23 protein-coding genes are annotated in these 26,363 nt (G+C 62.6%); 7 read left to right on the top strand and 16 right to left on the bottom strand.

Features of this window, described 5'->3' with window-relative positions; translation table 11 throughout:
- Positions 1 to 29: 29 nt before the first annotated feature.
- The 5 genes from PQR54_RS19215 to PQR54_RS19195 all read right to left on the bottom strand — a co-directional run bounded on the left by PQR54_RS19215 (position 30) and on the right by PQR54_RS19195 (position 5,936).
- Positions 30 to 656, bottom strand: coding sequence for a HutD/Ves family protein (locus PQR54_RS19215; RefSeq protein ID WP_408248403.1), 627 nt, complete (start codon positions 654 to 656; stop codon positions 30 to 32).
- A gap of 17 nt (positions 657 to 673) precedes the next feature.
- Positions 674 to 2,362, bottom strand: a complete 1,689-nt coding sequence (hutU, locus tag PQR54_RS19210; RefSeq protein ID WP_012432559.1) for a urocanate hydratase — start codon at positions 2,360 to 2,362, stop codon at positions 674 to 676.
- A gap of 62 nt (positions 2,363 to 2,424) precedes the next feature.
- Positions 2,425 to 3,120, bottom strand: coding sequence for a histidine utilization transcriptional repressor HutC (gene hutC / locus PQR54_RS19205; RefSeq protein WP_012432558.1), 696 nt, complete (start codon positions 3,118 to 3,120; stop codon positions 2,425 to 2,427).
- A 25-nt stretch (positions 3,121 to 3,145) separates the two neighbouring features.
- The gene (gene hutH / locus PQR54_RS19200) at positions 3,146 to 4,669 is read right to left on the bottom strand and encodes a histidine ammonia-lyase (protein ID WP_408248400.1); all 1,524 of its coding nucleotides are present in this window, start codon (positions 4,667 to 4,669) and stop codon (positions 3,146 to 3,148) included.
- A gap of 370 nt (positions 4,670 to 5,039) precedes the next feature.
- Positions 5,040 to 5,936: a LysR substrate-binding domain-containing protein gene (locus tag PQR54_RS19195; protein WP_408248398.1), complete on the bottom strand. Its 897-nt coding sequence runs from the start codon at positions 5,934 to 5,936 to the stop codon at positions 5,040 to 5,042.
- Between the two features lie 107 nt (positions 5,937 to 6,043).
- Between PQR54_RS19195 and PQR54_RS19190 the strand changes: the two genes are divergently transcribed.
- Together PQR54_RS19190 and PQR54_RS19185 are read left to right on the top strand one after the other, a co-directional pair.
- Complete coding sequence (locus tag PQR54_RS19190; RefSeq protein WP_408248396.1) at positions 6,044 to 6,949, top strand: NAD-dependent epimerase/dehydratase family protein; 906 nt, start codon at positions 6,044 to 6,046, stop codon at positions 6,947 to 6,949.
- Positions 6,950 to 7,058: 109 nt separating this feature from the next.
- Positions 7,059 to 7,241 (top strand): hypothetical protein, encoded by a 183-nt coding sequence (locus PQR54_RS19185; protein ID WP_012432554.1) that lies wholly within the window; start codon positions 7,059 to 7,061, stop codon positions 7,239 to 7,241.
- A gap of 84 nt (positions 7,242 to 7,325) precedes the next feature.
- Here the strand turns inward: PQR54_RS19185 and PQR54_RS19180 are convergent, their stop codons facing one another.
- Positions 7,326 to 8,684, bottom strand: a complete 1,359-nt coding sequence (locus PQR54_RS19180) for an APC family permease (RefSeq protein WP_408248394.1) — start codon at positions 8,682 to 8,684, stop codon at positions 7,326 to 7,328.
- Between the two features lie 195 nt (positions 8,685 to 8,879).
- Positions 8,880 to 9,716 carry a carbon-nitrogen hydrolase family protein gene (locus tag PQR54_RS19175; protein WP_408248392.1) on the bottom strand — a complete coding sequence of 279 codons (837 nt, stop codon included), beginning with the start codon at positions 9,714 to 9,716 and terminating at the stop codon, positions 8,880 to 8,882.
- A gap of 139 nt (positions 9,717 to 9,855) precedes the next feature.
- Here PQR54_RS19175 and PQR54_RS19170 point away from each other — a divergent pair, with 139 nt between their 5' ends.
- Positions 9,856 to 10,710 carry a helix-turn-helix transcriptional regulator gene (locus PQR54_RS19170; RefSeq protein WP_408248390.1) on the top strand — a complete coding sequence of 285 codons (855 nt, stop codon included), beginning with the start codon at positions 9,856 to 9,858 and terminating at the stop codon, positions 10,708 to 10,710.
- 44 nt (positions 10,711 to 10,754) lie between these two features.
- On the opposite strand, the gene PQR54_RS19165 is transcribed toward PQR54_RS19170, so the two are convergent.
- The 4 genes from PQR54_RS19165 to PQR54_RS19150 form a co-directional block, all read right to left on the bottom strand.
- The gene (locus tag PQR54_RS19165; RefSeq protein ID WP_408248388.1) at positions 10,755 to 11,492 is read right to left on the bottom strand and encodes a DUF899 domain-containing protein; all 738 of its coding nucleotides are present in this window, start codon (positions 11,490 to 11,492) and stop codon (positions 10,755 to 10,757) included.
- Positions 11,493 to 11,539: 47 nt separating this feature from the next.
- Positions 11,540 to 11,968: an SRPBCC family protein gene (locus tag PQR54_RS19160; RefSeq protein ID WP_408248387.1), complete on the bottom strand. Its 429-nt coding sequence runs from the start codon at positions 11,966 to 11,968 to the stop codon at positions 11,540 to 11,542.
- On the bottom strand, positions 11,875 to 12,300 hold the full coding sequence (locus tag PQR54_RS19155; protein ID WP_408248385.1) for an ArsR/SmtB family transcription factor: 426 nt from the start codon (positions 12,298 to 12,300) through the stop codon (positions 11,875 to 11,877). The genes PQR54_RS19160 and PQR54_RS19155 overlap by 94 nt, the downstream gene beginning before the upstream one ends.
- 278 nt (positions 12,301 to 12,578) lie before the next feature.
- Positions 12,579 to 13,961 carry an NCS2 family permease gene (locus PQR54_RS19150; protein WP_408248383.1) on the bottom strand — a complete coding sequence of 461 codons (1,383 nt, stop codon included), beginning with the start codon at positions 13,959 to 13,961 and terminating at the stop codon, positions 12,579 to 12,581.
- 454 nt (positions 13,962 to 14,415) lie between these two features.
- On the opposite strand from PQR54_RS19150, the gene PQR54_RS19145 reads away from it, so the two are divergent.
- Both PQR54_RS19145 and PQR54_RS19140 read left to right on the top strand, forming a co-directional pair.
- A complete protein-coding gene (locus tag PQR54_RS19145; protein WP_408248381.1) occupies positions 14,416 to 15,396 on the top strand; it encodes a PRC-barrel domain-containing protein in 981 nt (326 codons plus the stop codon).
- Positions 15,393 to 16,646, top strand: coding sequence for an MFS transporter (locus PQR54_RS19140; protein ID WP_408248379.1), 1,254 nt, complete (start codon positions 15,393 to 15,395; stop codon positions 16,644 to 16,646). The genes PQR54_RS19145 and PQR54_RS19140 overlap by 4 nt, the downstream gene beginning before the upstream one ends.
- 839 nt (positions 16,647 to 17,485) lie before the next feature.
- On the opposite strand, the gene PQR54_RS19135 is transcribed toward PQR54_RS19140, so the two are convergent.
- Both PQR54_RS19135 and PQR54_RS19130 read right to left on the bottom strand, forming a co-directional pair.
- A complete protein-coding gene (locus PQR54_RS19135) occupies positions 17,486 to 18,847 on the bottom strand; it encodes an MFS transporter (RefSeq protein ID WP_408248377.1) in 1,362 nt (453 codons plus the stop codon).
- A 66-nt stretch (positions 18,848 to 18,913) separates the two neighbouring features.
- Positions 18,914 to 20,086 carry a M20 aminoacylase family protein gene (locus PQR54_RS19130; protein WP_408248375.1) on the bottom strand — a complete coding sequence of 391 codons (1,173 nt, stop codon included), beginning with the start codon at positions 20,084 to 20,086 and terminating at the stop codon, positions 18,914 to 18,916.
- A 117-nt stretch (positions 20,087 to 20,203) separates the two neighbouring features.
- On the opposite strand from PQR54_RS19130, the gene PQR54_RS19125 reads away from it, so the two are divergent.
- Positions 20,204 to 21,154: a LysR substrate-binding domain-containing protein gene (locus PQR54_RS19125; RefSeq protein WP_408248373.1), complete on the top strand. Its 951-nt coding sequence runs from the start codon at positions 20,204 to 20,206 to the stop codon at positions 21,152 to 21,154.
- Between the two features lie 23 nt (positions 21,155 to 21,177).
- Here PQR54_RS19125 and PQR54_RS19120 read toward each other — a convergent pair whose 3' ends face one another.
- Positions 21,178 to 22,614, bottom strand: coding sequence for an aldehyde dehydrogenase family protein (locus tag PQR54_RS19120; protein ID WP_408248371.1), 1,437 nt, complete (start codon positions 22,612 to 22,614; stop codon positions 21,178 to 21,180).
- A gap of 212 nt (positions 22,615 to 22,826) precedes the next feature.
- Here PQR54_RS19120 and PQR54_RS19115 point away from each other — a divergent pair, with 212 nt between their 5' ends.
- The gene (locus PQR54_RS19115; protein WP_408248369.1) at positions 22,827 to 23,198 is read left to right on the top strand and encodes a cupin domain-containing protein; all 372 of its coding nucleotides are present in this window, start codon (positions 22,827 to 22,829) and stop codon (positions 23,196 to 23,198) included.
- A 114-nt stretch (positions 23,199 to 23,312) separates the two neighbouring features.
- Here PQR54_RS19115 and PQR54_RS19110 read toward each other — a convergent pair whose 3' ends face one another.
- On the bottom strand, positions 23,313 to 24,704 hold the full coding sequence (locus tag PQR54_RS19110; protein WP_408248367.1) for an NAD(P)/FAD-dependent oxidoreductase: 1,392 nt from the start codon (positions 24,702 to 24,704) through the stop codon (positions 23,313 to 23,315).
- Positions 24,705 to 24,772: 68 nt separating this feature from the next.
- Complete coding sequence (locus PQR54_RS19105) at positions 24,773 to 26,359, bottom strand: purine-cytosine permease family protein (RefSeq protein ID WP_408248365.1); 1,587 nt, start codon at positions 26,357 to 26,359, stop codon at positions 24,773 to 24,775.
- Positions 26,360 to 26,363: the final 4 nt, after the last annotated feature.

Genomic DNA, 26,363 nt, shown 5'->3' with positions numbered 1-26,363 from the left:
AAAGTAGCAGACGTCCACGCGAATCGTCGTCATCGTTGCTTGTAACGGATGCTGATGGCGAGCAACGCGCCCGCGCCTTCGACCGTGCATGACAGCGCGTTCGGCGTATCGATGCGCAGCGTGTCGCCGGTAGCAAGCATTAGCACTTGCGCGTCGCCCGGCGTGACCGACACTGAACCTTCCGCGCAATACAGCAGAACCGCGTCGGCGGAAAGCGTGCGTTGCGTTGCGCCTCGCCATACTTCCACTTCGCCCTGCGCCACGTCACGCCGCACCATCAGGTTGAAGTCGCGAGTCGCGCCGTCGACCAGACGCGCGTCGATTTGCGCCTCGCCGGTGAAACGGGCCATGTCGAGCGCTTGCGTCAATGCATGCGTCTTCACGCCGTGCGCGCTATCCGCTTCGTCGAGCAACATGCCCGCGCCGGACAACAGCACAAGCGTGCGATCGATGCCGGCAAAGCGCGAGAACGGCCCGGCTTGCGCGACATCGGCCACGCTCACCCGCCACACGAAGGCGTCGAGCCCCGCGCCTTCGGGGAACGCCGCCACTTCACGCGTGACGCCGCCGCCGTTCTTCCACGGCGCCGCCACGAGCTCGGCGCCGCGAATCAGCGTGCGGCTTGCGCCGTTGCCGACAGGCGCGCTGTGAGGCATGCCTTGAAACGCCACGTTCAACGGCCCAGCATCGGCAGATTCAGACCCGCCTCGCGCGCCGTTTCCTGCGCGAGTTCATAGCCCGCATCCGCGTGACGCATCACGCCGGTTGCCGGATCGTTGAACAGCACGCGGCCGAGGCGCTCCTTCGCCGCATCCGTGCCGTCCGCGACGATCACGACACCCGAGTGCTGGCTGAAGCCCATGCCGACACCGCCGCCATGATGCAGCGAAACCCACGAAGCGCCGCCTGCCGTATTCAGCAGTGCGTTGAGCAGCGGCCAGTCGCTGACCGCGTCGGAGCCGTCCTTCATCGATTCGGTTTCGCGATTCGGGCTCGCCACCGAACCGGTGTCGAGGTGATCGCGGCCGATCACGATCGGCGCCTTCAGCTCACCGTTCTTCACCATTTCGTTGAACGCCTGGCCCAGACGATAGCGATCCTTCACGCCCACCCAGCAGATCCGCGCCGGCAAGCCCTGAAACGCGATACGTTCGCGCGCCATGTCGAGCCAGTTGTGCAGATGCGGATCGTCGGGAATCAGTTCCTTGACCTTCGCATCGGTCTTGTAGATGTCCTCCGGATCGCCCGACAGCGCGACCCAGCGGAACGGGCCCTTGCCTTCGCAGAACAGCGGCCGGATATACGCCGGCACGAAGCCCGGGAAATCGAATGCGTTTTCAACGCCCATTTCCAGCGCCATCTGACGGATGTTGTTGCCGTAGTCGAGTGTGGCCGCGCCGCGTTCCTGCAGCGTCAGCATGGCCTGGACCTGCTTGGCCATCGATTGCTTGGCAGGCAGCACGATGCTGTCCGGCACGGTCTTCTGACGCTCGCGCCAGTCTTCGACATTCCAGCCTTGCGGCAGGTAGCCGTGAATCGGATCGTGCGCGCTGGTCTGGTCGGTCACGCAATCCGGCGTGATGCCGCGCGTCACGCATTCAGCGAACACATCGGCAGCGTTGCCGAGCAGGCCGATCGACACCGGCTTGCCGGCTTTCTTCGCTTCCTCGAGCATGGCGAGGGCTTCGTCGAGCGTCGCCGCTTTCTTGTCGACGTAACGCGTCTTCAGACGGAAGTCGATGCGCGTCTCGTCGCATTCCACCGCGATCATCGAGAAACCGGCCATGGTCGCCGCCAGCGGTTGCGCGCCGCCCATGCCGCCCAAACCGCCCGTCAGAATCCAGCGGCCCGAAGGATCGCCGTTGAAATGCTGGTTCGCCACCGAGAAGAACGTCTCGTAGGTGCCCTGCACGATGCCCTGGCTGCCGATGTAGATCCAGCTGCCCGCCGTCATCTGCCCGTACATCATCAGGCCCTTGCGATCGAGTTCGTGGAAGTGTTCCCACGTCGCCCAATGCGGCACCAGATTCGAATTCGCCAGCAGCACACGCGGCGCGTCGGCATGCGTGCGGAACACGCCGACCGGTTTGCCCGATTGAATCAGCAGCGTTTCGTTTTCTTCGAGATCTTTCAGCGACTTGAGAATCTGATCGAAGCAATCCCAGTTACGCGCGGCACGGCCGATACCGCCGTACACGACCAGCGCATGCGGATGCTCAGCGACTTCCGGGTCCAGATTGTTCTGGATCATCCGGTACGCGGCTTCCGCAATCCAGGTCTTGCAGGTCTTTTCCGCGCCGCGCGGTGCGCGGATCGTGCGGGTAGGATCGAGACGCGGGTCGATGTGTTTCGGGTTGTTCATGATGGCCCTCGGAATGCTTGAAGATGGTCGAAAAAGATTCGGGTACGGCAAAAACGGCGACGTCAGAAATGTCCGGTGAAGCGATAGCGGCTGCCGGGGTGCCATAGATTGGCGATCGAAGCGACCTGGCTTTGCGACCACGTGCGCCGATGCAGCACGAGGCACGGCTCGAGTTCGTCCATGGTCAGCAACTCGCGCGTATCGCCGTCGGCAGCCAATGCCTCGATGCGGTACTCGACCCTCTGCAACGGCGCGACGCGCACGAGGTACTGGTTCGGCGTGGTGTTCGTGAAGTCCTGCAGCGCGTACTCGGGTGCGACTGCCGGATTGACCCAGCGCTCTTCGAGTTGCACCGGCTCGTCGTTTTCGAAGTGCAGCACGCGTGAATGAAACACCGGACTGCCCGCACTCACCTGCATTTCCTCGGCGAGCGCTTCGTCGGCGATGCTCGCGCCGATGTGCAGCACGTTGGCCTGATAGCGATGACCGCGCGCGACGATTTCGTCGGAGATGCTGCGGATCGCCACCAGCGTGGATTCGTACTTGGGACGGGCCACGAAGGTGCCCGACCCTTGCACACGCGTGAGCACCTGCTCCGAAGTCAGCTCGCGCAACGCGCGGTTGACCGTCATGCGCGCCACGTTGAATTCGCGCGCAAGCTCGTTTTCGGAGGGCACCTGGTCGCCTTCGCCCCATTCGCCCGCATGAATGCGCGCGAGGATGAAGTCCTTGATGCCCTGATAGGCCGGTGCGTTCATTGGCGTGCTGTGCCTCGCTGACTGCTTACTGTTCGGACGCGAAGGAGAACGGGCTCAGCTTCGCGATCGTGCCGTCCTGCACGAGACGCGTGACCGCCGCGATATCCGGTGCGAAGTAGTGATCGAGCTCGTAATGCGCGACGTCTTTGCGCACCACGTCCATCACTTTTTGCAGGCTCGGGCTGGTCTTGTGCGGCGCACGCAGATCGACGCCTTGCGCGGCGGCGAGTAGTTCGATCGACAGAATGTTCGCGGTGTTTTCAGCGATGTCGCCGAGCTTACGCGCAGCGAAGGTCGCCATCGACACGTGATCTTCCTGGTTCGCCGACGTAGGCAGCGAGTCGACCGATGCCGGATGCGCGAGCGTCTTGTTTTCCGAAGCGAGCGCGGCGGCCGTGACGTGAGCGATCATGAAGCCCGAATTCACGCCACCATCGCGCACGAGGAACGGCGGCAGGCCCGACAGGGTCGCGTCGATCAGCAGCGCGATGCGGCGTTCGGCCAGTGCGCCGATTTCGGCGGCGGCGAGCGCGAGGTTGTCGGCGGCGAAGGCCACCGGCTCAGCGTGGAAATTACCGCCCGACAGCACTTCGCCGGTGTCCGGGAAAATCAGCGGATTGTCGGAGACGGCGTTCGCTTCGAGCAGCAGCACGTTGGCGGCGTGGCGCATCTGATCCAGACATGCACCCATCACTTGCGGCTGGCAACGCAGGCTGTAAGGATCCTGCACCTTGTCGCAATCGGCGTGCGAAACGTTGATGCCCGAGCCTTGCAGCAGCGAGCGGTATGCGCCGGCCGCGTCGATCTGACCTTGGTGGCCGCGCAGTTCGTGAATGCGCGCGTCGAACGGCTTGACCGAACCCATGGCCGCGTCGACCGACAACGCGCCCGACACCAGCGCGGTGCGGTACAGGTCTTCGATGGCGAACATGTTGTAGAGCGCGAGCGCGGTCGAAGCCTGCGTGCCGTTCAGCAGCGCCAGACCTTCCTTGGCTTGCAGCGTGAGCGGCTTGAGGCCGACGAGCGCGAGGCCTTCGGTGGCCGGCATGCGCTCGCCCTTGGCGAACACTTCGCCGACGCCGAGCAGCGTTGCCGACATATGCGCGAGCGGCGCGAGGTCGCCCGATGCGCCGACCGAACCCTTCACCGGGATGACCGGCAGCACGTCGGCGTTGTACAGCGTGATCAGCGCTTCCATCACTTCGCGGCGGATGCCCGAGTGACCACGGCCGAGGCTCGATAGCTTCAGCGCGATCAACAGACGCACGACCGGACGCGACATCGGCTCACCCACGCCGACTGCATGCGAGAGCACCAGATTGCGTTGCAACAGTTCGAGCTGGTCGTGCGGGATATGCGTGCTGGCGAGGCGCCCGAAGCCCGTGTTGATGCCGTAGGCCGGTTCGCCCTTCGCGGCGATATCGGCGACGGCTTGCGCGCAGGCGTCGATCGCGGCGTGGCTGGCGGGATCGAGTTGCAACGCGACATGTTCGCGAGCGATCTGGCGCAGTTGAGGGAGGGTCAGGTAGCCGGGCTTCAGAGTCATCATGGTTGTCGTCCTGTCTATACAATTTGAGAAAGTCTAGCGGCGCCGGCTTGTATATACAACTTGTTTTTTGAGGTTTTGGCCTGGGGCTTTCCATTAGGGCGAGACGCATGCTTGGCTTGGATCTTGCCTCTGCCGAAATTTCCTGCGGCTCCGCGCCGTGATCGCCTTCTGAGTGTGTCGGATCTGAACTTGTATATACACGTTCAAAATCGCAGGCGCGAGGCGTAAAAAATATTTGGCCCGTGAACCGGAGCGCTTCGCAGCCTATAAGAGCGTTATAGAAGAGACCGCTCGATATGGCGCAAAAAAGCCCGCGCGCTCAGGCGAGCCGCGGGCTCCAGTTGACTCGACTAGTGATGGAATAGCGCCGCTAAAGCTTCACGCGCGCCGCGATGAAATCCAGAAAGCACTGCACGCGCCCCGCCAGCGACGCGCTCTGGTAGTACACCGCGCTTACCCGTTGCCGCTCGTCCGCCAGCACGTTGCCGAGAATCGGCACGAGACGCTTTTCGCGCACGTCGGCCGCGCTCATGAAATCGGCGAGACAGGCGATGCCCCATCCCGACAGCACCAGTTGCCGCAATGTTTCGCCGCTCGAAGCGGTAATCGCCGGCTCGATCTTCAGCGACTCCGCACCGCCCTTGCGCCCTTCCCGCAACGGCCAGCGATTCAGATGCTCCGGCGCCGTAAAGCCGATCAGCCGATGTTCGCGCAACGCTTCCACCGATTTCGGCTCGCCATGTTCGGCCAGATACGCCGGACTCGCGAGCACACGCAGCTTGCTGGTGCCGAGGGCGCGCGCATGCAAGGTCGAATCCTGCAATTCGCCGATGCGGATCGCGATGTCCACCTTCTGCTCCAGCAGATCCACGATCCGTTCATTGCTGGTCAGCTCCAGCCTGATCTCCGGATACAGCGCCGAAAACGCCGTCATATGCGGCGCCACGCAATGCAGCATGAAGGGCGACGCGGCATCGACACGCAGGCGCCCCGAAGGCCGCTCGCGTCCGCGCGTGACGGACTCCTCGGCCTCCTCCATCGCGTCCAGAATCGCGCGCGCGCGCTGCAGAAAGGTGTCGCCCTCTTCGGTGAGTTGCAGACGGCGCGTCGTGCGCCGCACCAGTGCGGTATCGAGTTTCTTTTCGAGGCGCGTGAGCGCGCGGCTCACGCCGGAGACGGTTTGATTCAATTTCTCCGCAGCCGCGGTGATCGAACCGCTGTCGATCACCGTGACGAACACCAGCAACTCGTCCGTGGATGTTTTCATTGTTGATTTCAAATCAAGATTGATTTGAGACTAACACGGTTTTTGCGAGAATCAAGTCGGCGGATACTGCGTGCATGTCATCGTGTTTCTCATCAAAGGAGAACGTCTTGAAGATTTTCATCACAGGTGCAAGTGGTTTTATCGGCGGCTCGATTGCAGCGCATCTGGCGCGTGCGGGCCACAACGTCCGCGGTCTGATCCGCAATCCTGAGCAGAGCGCCGAGTTGAAGCGGCTCGGTATCGAACCCGTGATCGGCACGCTCGACGACCGCGCGTTGCTGATCGCCGAAGCGCAAGCCGCCGACGCCGTCATCAACGCCGCCAGCAGCGATCATGAAGGCGCGGTGAAGGCGCTGATCGACGGACTCGCCGGCTCCGGCAAAACGTTTCTGCATACGAGCGGCTCGAGCATCGTCGGCGATGCGTCGGGCGGCGAAGCGGGTCAGGCGCGCATCTATCAAGAAGATGCGCTGCCCGAGCCGACGCCCGACAAAGTGGCGCGCGTCGCGATCGACCTGCTGGTGCTCAATTCGGCCAAGCTGAATATCCGCTCGGCCGTGTTCTGCAACACGCTGATCTACGGCCACGGCGCGGTGCCGGGCAGCGCGAGCGTGCAACTGCCGCGCCTCGTGCGTCAGGCGCAGAAGAGCGGCGTGGTGCGTCATGTGGGCAGCGGCGGCAACATCTGGTCGAACGTGTATATCGACGATGTCGCCGAACTGTATCGCCTCGCGTTAGATAAAACGCCGCCGGGCACGTTTTACTTCGTCGAAAGCGGCGAGGCGTCGTTCCGCGACATGAGCGCCGCGATTGCGCGCGCGATGAAGCTCGGCGAGCCGCAAGACTGGCCGCTCGAAGACGCGCAAAAGGAATGGGGCTACGAAATGGCCTCGTACGGCCTCGGCTCGAATAGCCGCGTGCGCGGTGAACGCGCCCGCAAGCTGCTTGGATGGCAACCGAAGCGCACGTCGGTGATCGACTGGATCGAGCACGACATGATGTCCAAGGCGTAATTAGTGTAAGCGTCGCCGTTGCGAATCCGTAAGCTCGACTCGATAGAATCGCGCTCACCTGATCGTGCGATTCGACAATCCGAGCCGCACGTGAGCCCGGATTTGATCGATGACTTTGGCGCTGAATTTCGATTGGCTGACTAATCTGCTGGCGATTCTCTTCGTCGTGGCGTGTCTTTACGATGCACGCTACGACGAATACGGCACGCTGACATTATCAGCGGCCGCGATGGGACTCGTCGTGATGGCGATCGAACTGTTCCTCAGGCCCGCCTTCGACATGTCGCTCTGAACATCAGCGCTTCGAGTACGACGCCGCACGCGGCGGCGTCACTACCACTACGGCCCCGCTCACCCACGAGCGCTAGCCGTTCTATCAAACCGCGACTTCCGGCGGCGCCCGACGAAAACAGCGCGTGATCCAGCCGAGATAACACAGGCCCAACGCGAACCACACCGCGCCGAGCACCAGCGCTGTGTTCTCGAGGCTCACCAGCAGCCACACGTCCGCGACTGCGCCAGCCAACGGAAACAGCAGGCCGCCGATCACGCCCATTGCATTCGCACCGCCCTTCGCGTTGAAGAACTGGCGAATCACGCAGAGATTGACCGCCGTGAACGCGAGGAACGCACCGAAGTTGATGAACGAGGTCGACGTTGCCACATCGAGCTTCAAGGCGACCAGACCGATGGCGCCCGCGATCGCGATGTTCAGCGCCGGCGTCTTGAACTTCGGATGCACGAAACCGAAGATGCGTTTGGGCAGCACTTCGTCACGGCCCATTGCATACAACAGACGTCCCACGCTCGCCTGCGCCGAGATGCCCGAGGCGAACTGCGCGAGAATCAGGCCCGCCAGAAACACCGTGACGAAAATATCGCCGCCGACTTTGCGCGCGACTTCGAAGGCCGCCGAATCCGGGTCCTTGAACACCGCGCCCGGATGCGCGAGTTGCACCGTGTATGCCGCGATCACGAAGATCGCGCCGCCGATCAGCGCGATCAGCACGATAGCGCACGGCATGGTCTTTTCAGGGGCGATGGTTTCTTCCGTCAACGTCGAGACCGCGTCGAAGCCGAGATACGAATACGCGGCGATCGCGGCGCCGGCCATCGTCGCCGAGAACGGCACGTGCGGCTTGAAGAACGGCTCGGCCGAAATCAGACCGCCGGGTCCGGCGGCCGCCGTCACATAGTGGCAGCACAGCACGACGAACAACGCGACGATCGCCAGTTGCACCACCATCAGCACGATGTTGAAACGGTTCGCGAGTTCGATGCCGAGAATGTTCAGCGCACTCGTCAGCACAATGAAAGCGACGATCCAGATCCAGCCCGGCACGTGCGGAAACGCGGCGCTCAGATAAGCCGCGCCGATCAGCCAGATCACCATCGGAAGGAAAAAATAATCGAGCAAGGTGGCCCAGCCGATCATGAAGCCGAGATGCGGGTTGAACGTTTTGCGCGTGTACGTATAGGCCGAACCGGCCACCGGGAAGAGCCGCGCGAGCTTGCCGTAACTGAGCGCGGTGAACACGATCGCAATCAGCGCGATCAGATACGCGAGCGCCGCGGTGTCCTGGCTGGCGCTCGCCAGCACGCCATACGTGCCGTAGACGATCAGCGGCGCCATGTACGCGAGGCCGAACAGCAGGACCGAAGGCAGGCCGAGTGTGCGCTTCAGATGTGCGCTGCGCGGGGCCGCGGGATCGGCGGCGGGTGATGATGAAGTCATACAGTGTCTCCTCTTGCGAATGGACAAGCGTCGCCCCGGGCGCGTTATGGCACGCGCCCCGGTCGAGCCGGATCGATCGGACTTGCTGGCAGCGCGGGAATCGCGCCGATGGTCTTTGCCTGATGTGCCGGGCTTCTGCTTTGAGTCGCCGAAGCGACGCGCGCGCCCGGTCGTCTATCTGTCCGCGCGTGTGATTCAGCGGGCGCGAATCACACGTGCACGTTGACCGTGTGCGCCCTCTTCGGTGCCGAGGTCGAGTGCGATGCGCGCGTCGTGCAGGTAACGGTAGTGCTCGCGCGCGCCTTCCAGACGCGCGCGGTCGAGCGTTGCGCGCAGCACGGTTTCCTGCTGGCCCGCGTCGCTCACCACCTCGCCGAACGGATCGATCAGCGCCGATTCGCCGGGAAACGTGAGGTTGTCGTCGCCGGGACCGATACGATTGACGAGCGCCGCGAACATCTGGTTTTCCATGGCGCGTGCCACGATGGCCCGCCGATGCACCGGCCCGAACGGATCCATGTTGCCGTTGGTCACGATCAGCAGGTCAGCGCCGAGTGAGGCGACCGCGCGCGCCGTTTCGGGAAATTCGATGTCGTAGCAGATCAGCAGACCGACGGTCATGCCTTTGAAGCTGCATACTTCGTAGCGGTCGCCCGGTTCGAACACGCCGACGTCCGACGCCCACAGGTGCGTCTTGCGATAGCGCAGCGCAATCTCGCCGCGCTCGTCGACCAGCACCGTGGTGTTAAAAAAGCGGCTGCCGTCGCGCTCGGCGAGGCCCACCGCCACCGCCACGCGAGCTTCGCGTGCGGCATGGCGCACTGCGGTGAGCGACGGGCCGTCGATGGTTTCCGCTACTTCGCGGACGTTATCGCGCGTCGGGAAGCCCGACAGCGTGGTTTCGGGAAACACGATCAGATCGCTTTCGGCCGAACGCTGGCCGATGATTTGCAGCACGCGTTGCACGTTCGCGCCGTTAACACCGACGGCGCCATCCACGATGGGGATCTGTGCGAGTTCGAGTTGAAGCATTGTGTCTCCTTTGCATGCCCTTTCGCATCGCGTTGAATAGCGGCTGTTTTAAGCCGCCCCGCGATCAGGTTGGGCCTATTATTACCAGACATATTTTTGTTCGTAATTACCCTGCTGGGTTACCCTCATCGGAGCACGCATGGAACTCGAATGGCGCGATCTGGCCTTTCATCGCGAGATCGGCGCGGTTATCGAAGCCCTCGATAGCACGCACTTCTGGACTCGCCTCACGCGCGCGCTCGAACGCTATGTGGCCTTCGACAGTTGGGTCGCGTTGCGTTTCACACCGGGCGAGGCACCGCTCGTCTGCGCAGAATCGCCCATGCCCGACGGCACCGTGGATGCGATGTTCCAGGACTATCTGGCCGCGCTCTATCAACTCGATCCGTTCTATATCGCCGCGACCGAGAAGCCCGCGTCGGGCTTCGTCACGTTAGCCGATGTCGCGCCCGACAACTTCTCGATGACCGATTACTACCAGCGGTACTTCAGGAAGAATATCGTCGGCGACGAGGTGCACTTCAACTACATGATCGACGCAAGGCACACGCTAGCCTTTTCGATCGGCGCGACGCAACGCTACGGCGAGCGCGATCTGGCGGTGCTAGCGCTGTGCGCGCCGTGGGTGATAGCGTTGTTGCGCCAGCGTTTGCCGTACGAGGCGTTCGGCACGGTGCAGTCGGCCTCGATCGATGCTGGCGCCGAAACAACGGCAACGGAAACGGAAGCGCTCGCGCCCACGGACACCCCCGCCTACGCCGCGCGCTTCGAACAGGTCGCATCTTCAGGCGGCCGCGCATCGCTCACGGCACGCGAAGTGGAAGTGGCGATGCTGACCTTGAGTGGATTTTCGACGCGCGCCATCGCGGAGAAACTGGCGATCTCGTTCGAGACCGTGCGCGCGCACAAGAAGCACATCTATACGAAGCTGAACGTCAATTCACAGTCGGAACTGTTCGCGCTGTTTTACGAAGCGGGACGCCAGAGTGCATGACGTCCCCCTCTAACCGCGCACATCTAGGCTAGCGTTGCGCACCATCAGGCACCGCATGCGGCGCAGCCGCCTTGCGGCTTCTCTTCATAGCGGTCGTGATGTCTGACCCAATCGGTCAGACTGTGGTCTTCATTGCGGCCCTTCGGCGTGACGTCCAGATGCGCGTAGGTGTTGATGAAGCGTTCGTCGCCGCGTCCATAGACGGAATACGTGTGATACACGTCGCCCTTCTCGTCCTTGTAAAACACGCTATGGCCGTGTTGCTCGTCGATGCCGACGTCCTGCTCGGTGAAGTTGTAGAACGCCTTCTTGCTCTCCAACTGTTCGGGCGTGAAGGACACGTGATAGTCGAAATTGAAATCGCTGCCGGCCGACGATACCCACGGAAAGCTCCAACCCATGCGTTTTTTGAAGCCCTCGATCTTCGCGAGCGGCGCATGCGACACCGTCACGTACGACACATCGTGATGCTCCAGATGCGTGACGATCCCCGTCATATGATCCGACAGGAACGAGCAGCCGACGCAGCCCTCTTCCCAATCCGCGCCGAACATGAAGTGATAGACGATCAACTGGCTGCGTCCGTCGAACAGATCGGCCAGCGTTTTGCGGCCCTGCGGCGTATCGAAGGTATAAGTCTTATCGACCTTGACCCAAGGCAGCGCGCGGCGTTTTCGCGCGAGTTCGTCGCCGGCGCGCATGTGCGCTTTCTCTTCGGCTAACAATGCGCGGCTGGCGGCCAGCCATTCCTCTCTCGAACCAGTACGGTGTTGCGGTTCCATATGCGTCTCCTTCCCTGCGTCGAGCAGACTAACGAAAACAAACGAACTCACGCCACGTAGCGTTCCAGCGAATCGATCCCATCGGTCCAGCCGCGGCGATGATCCTCGCACTGCGCGTCGTCGGCGAGACGTTCGTGCGTGAGCGTGAGCCATGTGGCGTCGCCGTCCGGTTCCAGCAGCAGCGTGACCCGCGATTCATGTTCGGGGCTGTAGCGCCACACCCATGTGAAGACGAGCTTGCGGTCGGGCACCACCTCCAGGTACTGACCGCCGACCTCGACCTCATTGCCGTCCGGCTTGCGATAGACGATCACGTAACGCCCGTCGAGGCGCACATCCATTTCCACGCGCACCACGTCCGCGCCGCCCGGATGCATCCACGTCATGAATTGCGCCGGTTCCGTCCAGGCGCGGAAGACTTTGGCGGGCGCGGCGTTGAGACGCCGCTGGAGGGTGAGGCTGGGCTGGGTGGACATGGAGCGTGTTCCTCTTCGACGAAAGCGGCAAGACGATCGAGTGATTCGGACCAGAAGCGCTGATAGCGGCCAAGCCATTCCATGGCTTCTTCCATTGGCCCGGCGGACAGGCGGCACGCCACCGTGCGGCCAGTTTTGCTGCGCGTGATGAGACCCGCCTCGCTCAACACGTCGAGGTGTTTCATCACAGCGGGCAAGGACATCGCAAACGGCTCGGCGAGTTCGCTGACCGACAGATCTTTCGACGATAGACGCGCGAGCAACGCACGCCGTGTCGGGTCGGACAGCGCCGCAAAAGTGCGATCGAGTAGCGCTTCGTTAAACTTAACCATGAGGTTAAGTATAGAAACGAGGCAGCTAAAGTCAAGGACAGGTACGCGTTTTCGTAAAACACGCGAAACGTAAAGTGGGGAGTACGGCAAAAAGATACGCGGCGAGCCGCAGATCGAGCCTGCAACGCGCCGCGTCAAAGGTGGAGAACAAACGACTACAGGCTCGAGCAAAGCAGCCAGAAACGCACTGCCCTGCTCTCGCTTTCCAGCACAGATTCAACAGATCGATACTGCAACCCGGCAAGACCCAGGCACTGCCCGAGCCCATGACATAACGATCAGATCGCCCAGCCGCCGAGATAGAAACCGACCAGCACGACTGCGATGACCACCGTGCCTACGTTCAGCTTGCGATATTCGCCGCTGACCACGCGGCCGATCACCAGCGTCGCGAAGCCGAGCATGATGCCCGTCACGATGTTGGCGGTCAGCACGATGAACACCGCGCACATCAGGCCCGACATCGAGTCGACCATGTCGTCCATATGCAGCTTGCTGACGTTCGAGAGCATCAAGAGACCCACGTACATCAGCGCGGGCGCCGTTGCGTACGAAGGCACGAGGGCGGCGAGCGGCGAGAAGAACATCACCACGAGGAACAGCAGACCGACCACCGCCGCGGCCATGCCGGTCTTCGCGCCTGCCGCCACGCCGACCGTCGATTCGATATACGCCGCTGCCGGCGCGCCGCCGAGCAGGCCCGAGAAAATCGAGCTCAGCGAGTCGGCCGTCAGGGCGCGGCCACCGTTGATGATGCGGCCGTTTTCATCGAGTTGTCCCGCTTGTCCGGCGACGGCGCGGATCGTACCGGTAGCGTCGAACACCGCGGTCATCACGAGAGCCAGCACGCTAGGCAGCACCGCCATCGACAACGCGCCCTTGATGTCCATCGCGCCGATCAGCGAAGCGTGACCCGGCGCGCTGAGCGACGGCACCGCGAACACGCCATGGAACGACATGGCCGGATCGATCACGAAGGCAATCGCCGAAATCGCCACGATCACGATCAGGATCGAGCCCGGCACGCGGCGGCGCACCAGACCGAAGATGGCCGCGAGACCCGCCACCGACATGATGGCCGGCAACGCCGTGATATTGCCGAGCGCGACCGGCAGACCCGCGCCCGGATTCTTCACGACCAGGCCCACGTCGTTGGCGGCGATCAGCAACAGGAACAGGCCGATGCCGATGCCCGTGCCGTGCGCGATACCCGTCGGCAGATTGCGCAGAATCCATGAACGCACACCCGTCACCGAAATCGCGGTGAACACCACGCCCATCAGAAACACCGCGCCGAGCGCGACGTTCGGATGCAGACCCTTGCCGAGCACGAGGCCGAACGCGGTGAAGGCCGTCAGCGAGATCGCGCAGCCGATCGCGATCGGCAGGCGCGCCCACACGCCCATCAGCAGCGAGCCGAAAGCCGTGGTCAGACACACGGCGACGAACACCGCGCTGGTGTCGAAGCCCGCTTTGCCGAACATGCCCGGCACGACGAACACGGAATAGACCATCGCGAGGAAGGTCGTGATACCCGCGACGATTTCCTGACGCTGCGAACTGCCGCGCGAGGAAATTTCGAAATAGCGGTCGAGAAAGCCCTTTCCGTCGAATGATTCGGCGCCGACTTCAGAAATCGGTTGGGCGTGGGGTTCCATCATGATGAGTGCCTCCTTTATCAGCGTGCTGAAGCGGCCGCCGGTGCGGTCGCCATCAGGGTCGTCTCGTTGCGTTGGTTTAATGTGGGTGGGGTCTTTTTGCTGTCTCGAAATGTAGGGCAACACAAATATATCTCCCATCGCATGGATGGCATGCCTGACATGTCGCGATGCTTATATCCTTTAGGGGACGCCAAAGTAGCTTCGCCGCCCGCGCGTTTACACCTACGGTTTGTCACATGGATCTGAAAGGGTTTTGAGGGCTTTCACGGCCGAAAACGGAGTTCGACGAACTAGCGAATCGGCCGATCGCGGCATGAACCGTGCTTGGGGCAGCCTGTCAGATCGCCTGCAAAACCGGGACCGCCCGACGTCGCGGGTTACACTCTGGCCCGTACCTGTCTTAACTGCGGCGGCCCACTGCGCCCGTCCGCACCGGCCCATGGAGTCCTTCTTGATGAGCGGCAGTTTTTCGCGTCCTGCCTGGCGTCTCTTGATTCTTGCTGTGTTCGCGCTGTTCGCGCTGTCCGGTTGCAGCCTGCTGTGGGGCCCGCAGCAGGCGCCGATCGTCGAAGCCACGGTGATGCCCGTCGAGCCCGCCAGCGCGCCCGTGGCCGCCTCCGCGCCCGAACCGGTCGAGACCGAAGCGGCCGAACCCGAGCAATCGAAAAAGCCGAAGAAACCGGTCGTCAAGCCGCACAAGGTCGAGCCTCCGCCGCCAGTTGTCACGGCGCCTCCACCGCCTCCGCCGCCGCCCCCGCCGCTGATCGTGCTGCGCACCATCGAGCGCAACGAGGCGCATGCGCTGCTCGATAGCGAAGTGCAGAAGCCCGACGGCAAAGTGGTCGGACGCGCGGTCGATCTGATCGCCGACGCCGGCGGCAAGCCGCGTGAGATGGTCGTGAATCTGCAAGGCTTCCTCGGCGTCGGCGACCGCAAGGTGAACTTCCCGTGGGGCGCGTTCCGCTTCACGCCGACGGCGAAAACCGCGCCTATCACGCTCAATGCCGCCGCGATTCCCGCGAACGCGGCCAAGGCCGCCGCGGCCTCTGTGCAATTGCCGCTGATCGACGCCACCGTCGAGCGTTCGAACGGCGCCAAGGTCGGCCGGGTGATCGACGTGCTGATCGATGCCAATGCGCAACCGCAGGCGGTCGTACTCGACGTCAACGGCATGGTCAGCACCGAACGGCGCACGATTGCCGCCAACTGGTCGGCGCTGCGTTTCGTCACGAAGGACAAGGAGCTGCATCCGCTCATCGATCTGAGCGATGCGCAGATCAACGCGACACCGCCTTACGCAAGCGACAAACCGATACGCGCGGTGTCGCCTGCGCCACCAGCGGCGCCCGCTCCTGCTTCCGCGCCCACCGCTGTTGCGGCGCCGGCCGCCGCGGCCACGTCCACGGCGGTGTCCAACGCACGGGCGGCCCGATGACAGGCCGCACTCTGGTAACGGCGCGCAGCTTGCGCGCGCTCGATTGGCTGAATTTTTTCGTCGCCAACGTGCAAACGGGTTTCGGACCGTTCATCGCGTCCTATCTGGCCTCGCATAAATGGACGCAGGGCGAGATCGGCATGGCGCTCTCCGCGGGCACCATCAGCGCGATGGTGAGCCAGGTGCCTGGCGGCGCTGCTGTCGATGCCCTGCGCAACAAGAAAGGCGCCGCGGCCTGGGCGATCTTCGCGATCATCTTCAGCGCGGTGCTGCTGGCCGTCAGTCCGACGGTGCTGCCGGTGATCGCCGCCGAAGTCTTTCACGGCTTTGCGAGCTGCATGCTGACGCCGGCGCTCGCCGCGATCTCGTTCGCGCTGGTGGGACGCGCGAATCTCGGCGATCGGCTGGGACGCAACGCGCGCTGGGCGTCGATCGGCAGCGCGGTCGCGGCTGGGCTGATGGGCGTGTTCGGCGAGTACTATTCGCCGCGCGCGGTGTTCTGGCTGACCGCCGCGCTCGCCGTGCCCGCGCTGTTCGCGCTGACGATGATCCAGCGCACCGACACCGTCGAGCTTCCCAAGGCCGGACCCACGCCGCAGCAGATCGAGCGGCGCGAGAGTCTGCGCGAGTTGCTGCGCGACAAGCGGATGCTGTTGTTCGCGGCGTGCATCGTGCTGTTCCATTTGTCGAATGCGGCGATGCTGAATCTCGCGGCCGGCGAAGTGACGGCCGGCATGGGCGACAACGTGCAGCTCGTGATTGCGGCGTGCATCATCGTGCCGCAGGCGATCGTGGCGATGATGTCGCCGTGGGTCGGGCGTTCTGCCGAGCGATGGGGGCGTCGGCCGATTCTGCTGCTCGGGTTTTCGGCTTTGCCGATACGGGCGTTGTTGTTTGCCGGGATCAGCAGCCCTTATTTGCTGGTGCCGGTGCAGATGCTTGACGGGTTAAGCGCTGCGGTGTTCGGGGTGATGCTGCCGTTGATTGCCGCCGATGTGGCTGGCGGTAAGGGGCGTTATAACCTTTGTATTGGGTTGTTTGGGTTGGCGGCTGGGATTGGGGCTACGTTGAGTACTACCGCTGCTGGGTTCGTCGCCGATCGGTTTGGTAATTCGGTTAGCTTTTTTGGGTTGGCCGCGGCTGGGGCGTTGGCTGTTTTGCTGGTGTGGGCGGCGATGCCGGAAACTCGCGATGCGGCGGCTGAGGATGAGGCGCCGGTGGCGGATGGGGGGAAGTCGGCGGTGCAGTGATTTGGAGTGGGGGTTTTTGCCCCGCTTGCGGGGGTGGTCTTCTTCAGGGTGTTGGCCTTTCCTTGCTTTGCTAGTGGTCTATTAGCGTTGCCCCTGTGCGGGGCGGCACTTACTTCTCTTTGCCGGCCGCAAAGAGAAGTAAGCAAGAGAAAGCGGCTCAAACCGCTAGTTCTTAAGCGGGTCCCCCGCGCAGCCGCGGTAGTGGTGCATCTGGAATCCGTGTTCTCGCGCATTCGGCGCTTGTGACAAGGCCGTCATTCTTCCGGCGGCGCTGCGCGCGCCGTCGCGGTCGTTCCACACCGTTGGGGACTTTGCGTTATGCGTCTCGTCCAGATGTTGGCGGTTTTCTCGCGGGCGGCTCGCAGGGCGCGCGGTCCGAATGTCCATTTGTGCGTGACCGTCCAAACTGCGATTTTTGCGCGTCATCGACTCTTTCAACGCGGCTTCGGCAGGCCGTGGGCGGACAAAATAGGAATCCGTACAAACCGATCACGCGTGATCAGGGGCAAACACCGAGCCGACCGGAAGCCGGTTAATCAACCTTGAGCGTCGCGCAGCCGAAACACCCGACGGCGCGCGCAGCGCCGCCGGAAGAATGACGGCCTTGTCACAAGCGCCGAATGCGCGAGAACACGGATTCCAGATGCACCACTACCGCAACTGTGCGAGGGCCCCGCTTAAGAACTAGCGGTTTGAGCCGCTTTCTCTTGCTTACTTCTCTTTGCGGCCGGCAAAGAGAAGTAAGTGCCGCCCCGCACAGGGGCAACGCTAATAGACCACTAGCAAAGCAAGGAAAGGCCAACACCCGCGAGAACACAGCCGCAAAGAGGCAAAAAACCCTACCCAATATCCCGCCCAGCAGTCTCCCGCATAAACGGCAACGGCAACAAAGAAACGACCCCACACCCGATCAGATACCAGGCCGGCGCGAGGTTACTACCAGAAACCTGAATCAACCAAGTAGCAAAAAACTGCGCAAACCCGCCGAAGATAGAAACCCCGAGACAATAAACAATCGACATCCCAGTAGCGCGAATCTCGCGAGGAAACATCTCCGGCAACATAACGATATTAGGCACAGCGGTAAACGCGACAAGCACCGCCAAGCCAGCGACAACGGATAACAAAACCGGCACCGTAGGCGAAGCATTGATCATCATGAACGCCGGATAAACCGCCACAATCAGCAACACACGCGAAACCCACAACACACGCTTACGCCCAACACGATCGGACAACGCGCCAGCAAACGGCGAACAGATAACAGTCACTACAGCAGCAGTCCACGCAGCCCAAAGCGCCGACGACATCGGTAAATGCAAAATCCTGATCGCATAAGTCGACAGATAAAACAGCACGATGTAGTTCGCCGCCGTTCCACCGATCGTCGTCAACACACCCGTCGTGATCACGCGCGAATGCTCGCGAAACAACTTGCGCACCGGCTGCGAAGCAGGCTGTAAACCCGGCTGCGAACCCGCCGCGCCGTCTTCCACACCCGGCAGCGTCTCATTCAAATGCCGCCGAATATAAATCCCAATCGGCCCCATCGCCATGCCGATCACAAACGGCACGCGCCACCCCCAACTCTCCAGCGCCGCGGTCGAGAGCGCCGCCGCCAACGCGACACCCAACAACGACCCGCACACCGTATTCAACCCTTGGCTCACGAACTGCCAACTGCCGTAGAACCCACGCGTCTTATTGCTTCCATACTCCAGCAACAACGACGTCGACGCACCGATCTCACCACCCAAAGCAAAACCCTGAATCAGGCGCGCGAGAATCACGAGCAACGGCGCGGCAACCCCGATCGCCGCATAAGTCGGCGCAAACGCGATGATCGCGGAGCCGAGCGTCATCAGCCACAGCGTGAGGCTCATCGCGGCCTTGCGACCCGCGCGGTCCGCATACGCGCCAAGCACGATGCCGCCCACCGGCCGCATGATGAAACCGACGCCGAACGTGCCGACCGCCAGCATCAGTTGCGCGAGTTGCCCCTCCACCGGGAAATACAGCTTGCCGATGATCGTCGCAAAGAAGCTGTAGATCGTGAAGTCGAAAAACTCAAGGCCGTTGCCGAGCGTGATCGCGGCAATCGCCTTGGCGTGGCTCGTGCGTTCGACAGGCTGCGCGGCCGGCGTGCTCTGCATGCTCAACGCGTCGGTGCCTGCGGGTTGCGGTGTGGCGGAATAGTCCATCTGTGTCTCCGTGATGTCTTCCTGCGAATGCGCGGCGGTTTGCCCGCTTATGCAAACGCTGTGGCCTCAGGCCAGAAACGTCTGCGCGAGTCTCACCCAGTAGGCGGCGCCGGTGGCGAGGCAATCGTCGTTGAAATCGTAGCCCGGGTTGTGGACCATGCAGCCGCCCTCGCCGTCGCCATTGCCGATGATCAGGTAGCTGCCGGCGCAACGCTCGAGCAGGAACGCGAAGTCTTCGCTGCCGGTGAGCGGTTGCATGTCGGCAATCAGGCCATCGTCGCCGAGCCAGTCGAGCGCGACTTGCCGGGCGAGCCCGGTCATGGCCGCATCGTTGACGAGCACCGGATAGCGACGTTGATAGTCCACGTCCGCACGCGCGCCGAATACGGCCGCCTGGCCGCACGCCACCGCCGTGATGCGCTCCTGCAGATAATCGCGAACCTCGGGTTTCAATGCGCGCACCGAAAGGCGCATCTCGGCGGTCTCGGGAATCACGTTCGGCGCTTCGCCCGCGTGAATGGCGCCGACGGTGATGATCGCCATGTCGAGCGGCGCGATATTGCGCGACACGATGGACTGCAACGCCAGCACGATCTGCGCGCACACCACCACTGGATCCACAGCCTTATGCGGCACCGCGCCATGACCGCCGCGCCCGGTCACCTTGATGATCACCGTATCCGACGAAGCCATGAACGAGCCCGGCAGGAAGCCGAACTTGCCGGTCGGATAGCCCGGCATGTTGTGCATCGCGAACACCGCGTCGCACGGAAACTTGTCGAACAGGCCGTCCTCGATCATTTTCTTCGCGCCGGCCAGGCCCTCTTCGGCAGGCTGGAAAATCAGATTCAACGTACCGTCGAAACACTTTTCCTGCGCCAGATGTTTGGCGGCGGCGAGCAGCATGGCCGTGTGGCCGTCGTGTCCGCATGCGTGCATTTTGCCGGGCAGCTTGCTCGCGTACGGCAGGCCAGTGGTTTCATGAATCGGCAGCGCGTCCATGTCGGCGCGCAGCCCGAGCTTGCGTGTGCCGTTGCCGACTTTCAATTGACCGACAACGCCCGTCTGACCCAGCCCGCGATGCACGGTGTAGCCCCATTCCTGCAAGCGTTCGGCGACCAGGTCGCCGGTGGCGAACTCTTCGTAAGCCAGTTCGGGATGCGCGTGGATCTGGCGGCGCAGCGCGATCATTTCGTCTTCGAGTTCGGCGATGCCCGCCGGAATAGCCATGGTGTTCACGTCGTGTCTCCGTCATTGAAAGCGTGAACCCAGCATAACGACGCCGATTTTCCAGCGGCAGGCGTAAAATCGTTGCGGCAGCAACCCGTGGTTGCCACCCTCATCCCATCCTGTCAGATGAAACTGCATCAGCTCAGCACCTTAGCGGCCATAGCCGATACTGGAAGTATCCGGGCGGCGGCCCGTTCGCTCGACCTGTCGCCGGCCGCCGTGACCAAGGCGATGCGCGAACTGGAAGCCGATCTACAAGCGCCACTGGTGGTCCGCAGCGCGAGCGGCGTCGCGTTTACCGAGTTCGGCCGCGCGCTGGTCGTGCATGCGCGCCTGGTGCTGGGGCAACTGCAGCGGGCGCAAGCGGAGATCGAAGCACTGCGCGGCGCGGCGGCCGGCAAGCTGTCGATCGGCGTCACGCCGTGGGTCGCGTTGACGTTTCTGCCGCCCGCAGTGCAGCGCTTCCGGCAGCGCATGCCGGAAGTGCAACTGGAGTTCTTCGAAGGTTTGCTCGCCGTCGTGCAGCCGCGTTTGCGCGACGGCAGCCTCGATTTTTCGATCGGCCGGCCGCCGCCCGCGTCGCCGCAATCGGAGTTTCACAACGTGCCGCTGTTTTCCACGCATTCGGCCGTTGTGGCGCGGCGCGATCATCCCAAGGCCGGCTGCCGCACGCTGCTCGAACTGGAAGACGCGGAATGGATCTTGAACTGGGACCCGGCGAGTCGCGAGTCGATCTCGGACAATGTGTTCCGCAAGCGCGGCATGCAGGTGCCGCACACCATTCTGCTCGCGCATTCGCTGGCGGTGGTGCTGGGTTTGCTTGCACACACGGACATGCTCAGCATTTTTCCGTGGCCGCTCGTGGAAGTGACGCTCGCGAAGGAGCAGTTGTGGGCGCTGCCGCTGCGCGAGACGGTCGATGAAACCATCGTCAGCATCACTTCACGCCGCGGCGCGCCGACGAGTCCGGCGGCTGCGTGCTTTCTCGAATGCCTGCGTGAAGTGATCGACGAAGGGGCGCGCTCGCAAGACCCCGAGCAGCGCCGGCTGTTTCATTCGATCGAGTTGCTGCTTTAGCTATATCACTGCGTGATAGAGATTCAAGCGTCGTAACCGACCACGCCTTTGATCTCCAAAAAGTCTTCCAGACCGAATTCGCCGTACTCGCGTCCATTGCCCGATTGCTTGAAGCCGCCGAACGGCGCCTCGGGGTTGTAGTCCGCGTAATTCAGATAGATTGTGCCGGTGCGCAGGCGTTTCGCCACCGCACGCGCGTGCTCGATCGAGCCGGATTGAATGTAGCCCGCGAGACCGTAGAGGCTGTCGTTGGCCATCGCAATCGCTTCGTCCTCGGAGTCGTAGGCGAGGATCGACAGGACCGGCCCGAAGATTTCCTCGCGCGCGATCGTCATATCCGGCGTGACCTTGCCGAATACAGTCGGCCGCACGAAGTAGCCGTCCTTCAATCCTTCGGGGCGACCCGCGCCGCCGGCCACCAGCGTCGCGCCCTCTTCGATGCCCACGCCGATCAGCCGCTGGATCTTGTCGAACTGCTGTTCGCTGATCACGGGGCCGAGGTCCGTGCCCTTCGCGTCCGCGGGACCGACCGTCAACGCCTCGCAGGCTTCTTTCGCATACGCCAGCGCTTCGGCTTCGCGCGCACGCGGCACGAACATGCGTGTGGGCGCATCGCACGACTGGCCGCTGTTGTCGAAACAGGCACGCGCGCCGCGCATCACCCCTTCTTTCAAATCGGCGTCTTCGAGAATCAGGTTGGCCGATTTGCCGCCCAGTTCCTGATGCACGCGCTTGACCGTATCCGCCGCGGCCTTCGCGACCTGCACGCCCGCGCGCGTCGAGCCGGTGAACGACATCATGTCGATGTCCGGATGCGACGACATCGCTTCGCCCACGCCGCGGCCTTCGCCGTTCACGAGGTTGAACACGCCGGCCGGCACGCCCGCTTCGTCGAGAATCTCGGCGAAGATAATGGCGGACAACGGCGCCAGTTCCGAAGGCTTGAGCACCATCGTGCAGCCGGCCGCGAGCGCGGGCGCGACCTTGGTGGTGATCTGCAAGGCCGGCCAGTTCCACGGCGTAATCAGCCCGCACACGCCGACCGCTTCCTTGCGGATCAGAATGCCACTCTTCACGTACTCGAACTCGAAGGTATCGAGCGTGCGGATCATGGTCTCCAGATGCGCGACGCCGGTCCATGCCTGCGCATCGTTCGCGTACTGCAGCGGCGCGCCCATTTCGCGGCTGATCGCGTGCACCATGTCGTCATAGCGCTTGCGATAGACGTCGAGGATCGCTTGCAGCAAGTCGATGCGTTGCGCGATCGTCGTCTCGCTGTAGGCGGGAAACGCCCGCTTCGCGGCGGCGACGGCGCGCTCGACATCCGCCGCGCTGCCGAGCGAAATCTGCGCGAACGCGGTAGCGGTGGACGGATCGATTACATCGAGGGTGGCCGCGTTGGTCTGGTCGACCGGCTCAACCCACTGACCGTCGATATAAAACTGCTTGGCGTGTTGCATGATGCTTGTCCTCTACATGAAAGTTTCAGGTCAGACGCGGGGCAGATCGCACCCGCGGCGGCGCCGCCTGCTTTACATCGACTCCGCTCAATCTGAATGTCTTCAAATCGAAATTCATCGCTACGCAGCTTTGGCTCAGACTCCGGCTTCGAATCCATTTTTCGCATCGAGTCAACGAGTGCGACTTCGATCCAATCAACCAGGAGAGACACATGAGCAACATCACTTTCACCCGCATCGACGCTAAAGGCCCTGGCGCTTCCGGTCTGAACCCGGCCCTGCACGATCCGGCCGACGTCATTCTCGAAGGCGCCAAGGCGCCGCACGCCCTCAACGCTTACTCGGACGCCACCAACATGTTGTCCGCCGGCGTGTGGCAATGCGATGCGGGCACGCTGAAGCTGGCCGACCTGCCGATTCACGAAGTGTGCGTGCTGATCGAAGGCGAAGTGGTGATCACCAGCGACGACGGCCGCAGCGAACGCTATGCCGCCGGCGACGCCTTCATCCTGCACAAAGGCTTCTCGGGCACGTGGCATATGCCGGTGGCGACCAAGAAGTACAGCATCGTGTACTGCGGTTGATTCGAGTACTGCATTGCACTGCTGCTTCACCGGAAACCGCATCTTTCATGGTGCGGTTTTTTTATGCCGGTGAAAAAAAGCTGCGTCCACGCATATTGCGCGGACGCCTTCTCGTTACATCGGAAAACCCAGCGCCTTGATCGAATTAATCCACAGACGACGCCAGCCGCCGCGATCATCCGCGCCGTCGAACGCATTGAAGGTGATCTTCGCGGCGATCCAGCGCACCGGTTCCGGTGGAATATACGACGGCCCCTTGCGCGAAATATCGAGCGATGTGATCACCGTATCGCGATTCCACAGCATATCGAGGCCCATCTTCGCGCCGAAGCGGCTGCCCGCCACGCCGAATCCCGTATAGCCGGCGACGAACACGCTCTTGCCACCGTGATAGCGGCGCGCGAACACCGCGCCCCGCGAGCAGTAGTCGATCGGACCGCCCCATGCATGCGTGAAGCGCACGTCGTCGAGTTGCGGGAAGGTGCGATAGAACGCTTCGGCGAGCTTGTAATAGGTTCTTTCGTCGCGATCTTCCGCAGGGTTGGGATTGCCGCCGAAGTGATAGCTCACCCGTCCGCCGAAGATGATGCGGTTGTCCTTGGTCAGCCGGAAATAATTGAGCTGCGTACGTGTGTCGTAAATGCCCTGGCGATTCTTCCAGCCGATACGCGCCATCTGCTCGTCGCTCAACGGCGCCGTCGCAATGATGTGATCGCGCACCTGCATCACGCGGCGCTTGATGTCGGTCACGCCGACGTCCGCGGTGCCCGTGCCAAGCAGCACGCGCGGCGTTTCGATGCGGCCCGCCTGCGTGTGCACGATCATTTTCGCGCCGCAATCTTCGAGACGCGTGATCGGCGAATGTTCATGCAAACGCACGCCGAGTTTCAGCGCGGCCGCCTTCAAACCCCACGCGAGTTTCGCCGGATGAATCGTGCCGCTGCGATTACGCGACCACATCGCCCCGGCAAAAAGCGGCGAATCGAGTTGCTCGCGCGCGCCTTTGCTGTCGAGCAGCACCACGTCGTGTCCATGTGCGACATGCAACTCGTAATCGCCCTTCAGATGACCGAGATGACCCGGATCGACCGCGACCGTCATCTCGCCGTTCCATTCGACGTCCGCCTCGATGCCGTAGCGCGTCAACGATTCCTTGAAACCGTCGAGATTCTCCTGCCCCAGCTTTTCGAGCACGTCGAGGTCTTGCGGAAAGACGCGCGTCGCGTTCGGCAGACCGTGCATCACCGAAGTCGAGATGATGCCGCCCGGACGGCCCGAAGCGCCATACGCGACCTTGCCCGCTTCGACCAGCACGACGTCGAGTGACGGATCGGCTTCTTTCGCCTGAATCGCGGCCCACAGACCGGTGAAGCCGCCGCCCACCACGACTAGATCAGCGGTGGTCGGACCGATCAATTCCCGTTCGACAACCGGCGCGCGCGGATTGTCCAGCCAGAACGGAAACAGTTTTACCCCTTCAAACGCGCGCTTTACTGACTCGCTCATCCTGTTTGCCTACTCAATTTAAATGCCATCGCTTGTACCGCATGAAGCCGCGCACATCTGCGCACGCTTCAACCCGCATCCTGTGCATCCAATTCTGCCTCACGCTCGCGCTGCGCCCGCACCCGCGACGGTGCGGCTGCTTTAAGCTTAGTCGCCGGCACCACGGGATGCACGATCACATTGTGTTGTGAACCGCCACGCAGCCAACGTCGGCCTTGCGGTCCGTACACGCCGTCCGGCTCCGGAAAGCACTGCAACAAAGCGATATACAGCGCGGCCGCCAGCGTCAGCGAAACCGGCATGCTGATGTCGAGACCACCGGCGAGCTGACCGAGCGGACCGACGAACTGATCCGGCAGATTCACGAAGCACAGGCTGATCGCCGCGCTCGGAATCCATGCGCCCATCGCGCGCCAGTTCCAGCCGTGCGTGAACCAGTAGTGACCGCCGCGGCCGCCGCGATTGAACACCTGCAAGTCGTCGGACAGATAGAAACCGCGCCGCGTGACGAAGCCGATGATCATGATCACCATCCATGGACAGCTGCACACGTTGATCAGGACCGAAAACGTCGACACGCTTTCGACCAGGTTGAATGCAAAGCGGCCGAGGAAAATGAAGCCAATCGCGAGGCTGCCGATCAGCAACGTGGCGCGCACGCGGTTCAGGAATTTCGGAAACATGCTCGACATATCGAGGCCGGTGCCATACAGCGCGGTCGTGCCCGTCGACATGCCGCCGATGATCGCGATCAGGCACACCGGCAGGAAGAACCAGTTCGGCGAGATGGCCAGCAAACCGCCCACGTAGTTATTCGACGCGATGAAATCCGGCGCCTTGCTGGCGATGATCGTCGCCGTGGCGAGGCCGAAGAAGAACGGCACGAACGTGGCCAGTTGCGCGAGCATCACCGCGAGGATCGTACGTTTTCTCGGCGTGTTCTCCGGAATATAGCGGGCCCAGTCGCCGAGCGTGCAGGCGAACGAGACGGGATTGCTCATCGCGACCAGCACGGCACTCACGAACGCGGGCCAGAAACCCACCGAGCCGAGTGCGACCTTGCCGGCGTAAGCGCCATCGAATGACTTGGTGAACGCGAACAGGCCTACCACGAACAGAATGCTGGCCGCCCAGACCGCGATCTTGTTGACCCACAGCATGAAGCGGAAACCGTACACGCACACGGTCAGCACCAGCACCGCAAACAGACCGTAGGCGAAGCTCAGCGTCATCCAGTTGACCGGCAAGCCGAGCAGATGATTCGCGCCGCCCACGAGCGCATCGCCCGAACTCCACACCGCCAGCGAGAAAAACGCGACTGCCGTCAGTACCGCGAGGAACGAGCCGACGATCCGCCCGTGAATGCCGAAATGCGCGCCCGACGAAACCGGGTCGCTGGTGCCGTTACGCGGACCGAACAGACTCATCGGCGCGAGAATGCACGAGCCGATCAGCACGCCGAGCACGATCGACCAGACACCCGCCTTGAACGACAAACCGAGCAGCACCGGAAAACTGCCGAGCACGGAAGTGGAAAAGGTATTGCACCCGCCGAACAGCAAGCGGAACAGATCGATCGGCCGCGCATAGCGCGAGCGATCCGGAATGCGTTCGAAACCGAATGTTTCGACTTGAGTGATGCTGTTGCTGCTCATTGTC

The sequence above is a fragment of the Paraburkholderia phytofirmans genome (assembly GCF_046028095.1).
In the GTDB taxonomy this organism is placed as follows: Bacteria; Pseudomonadota; Gammaproteobacteria; order Burkholderiales; family Burkholderiaceae; genus Paraburkholderia; species Paraburkholderia phytofirmans_A.
Note: the sequence above shows the minus strand (reverse complement) of the source record. Positions and strands in the feature narration are given on the sequence as shown.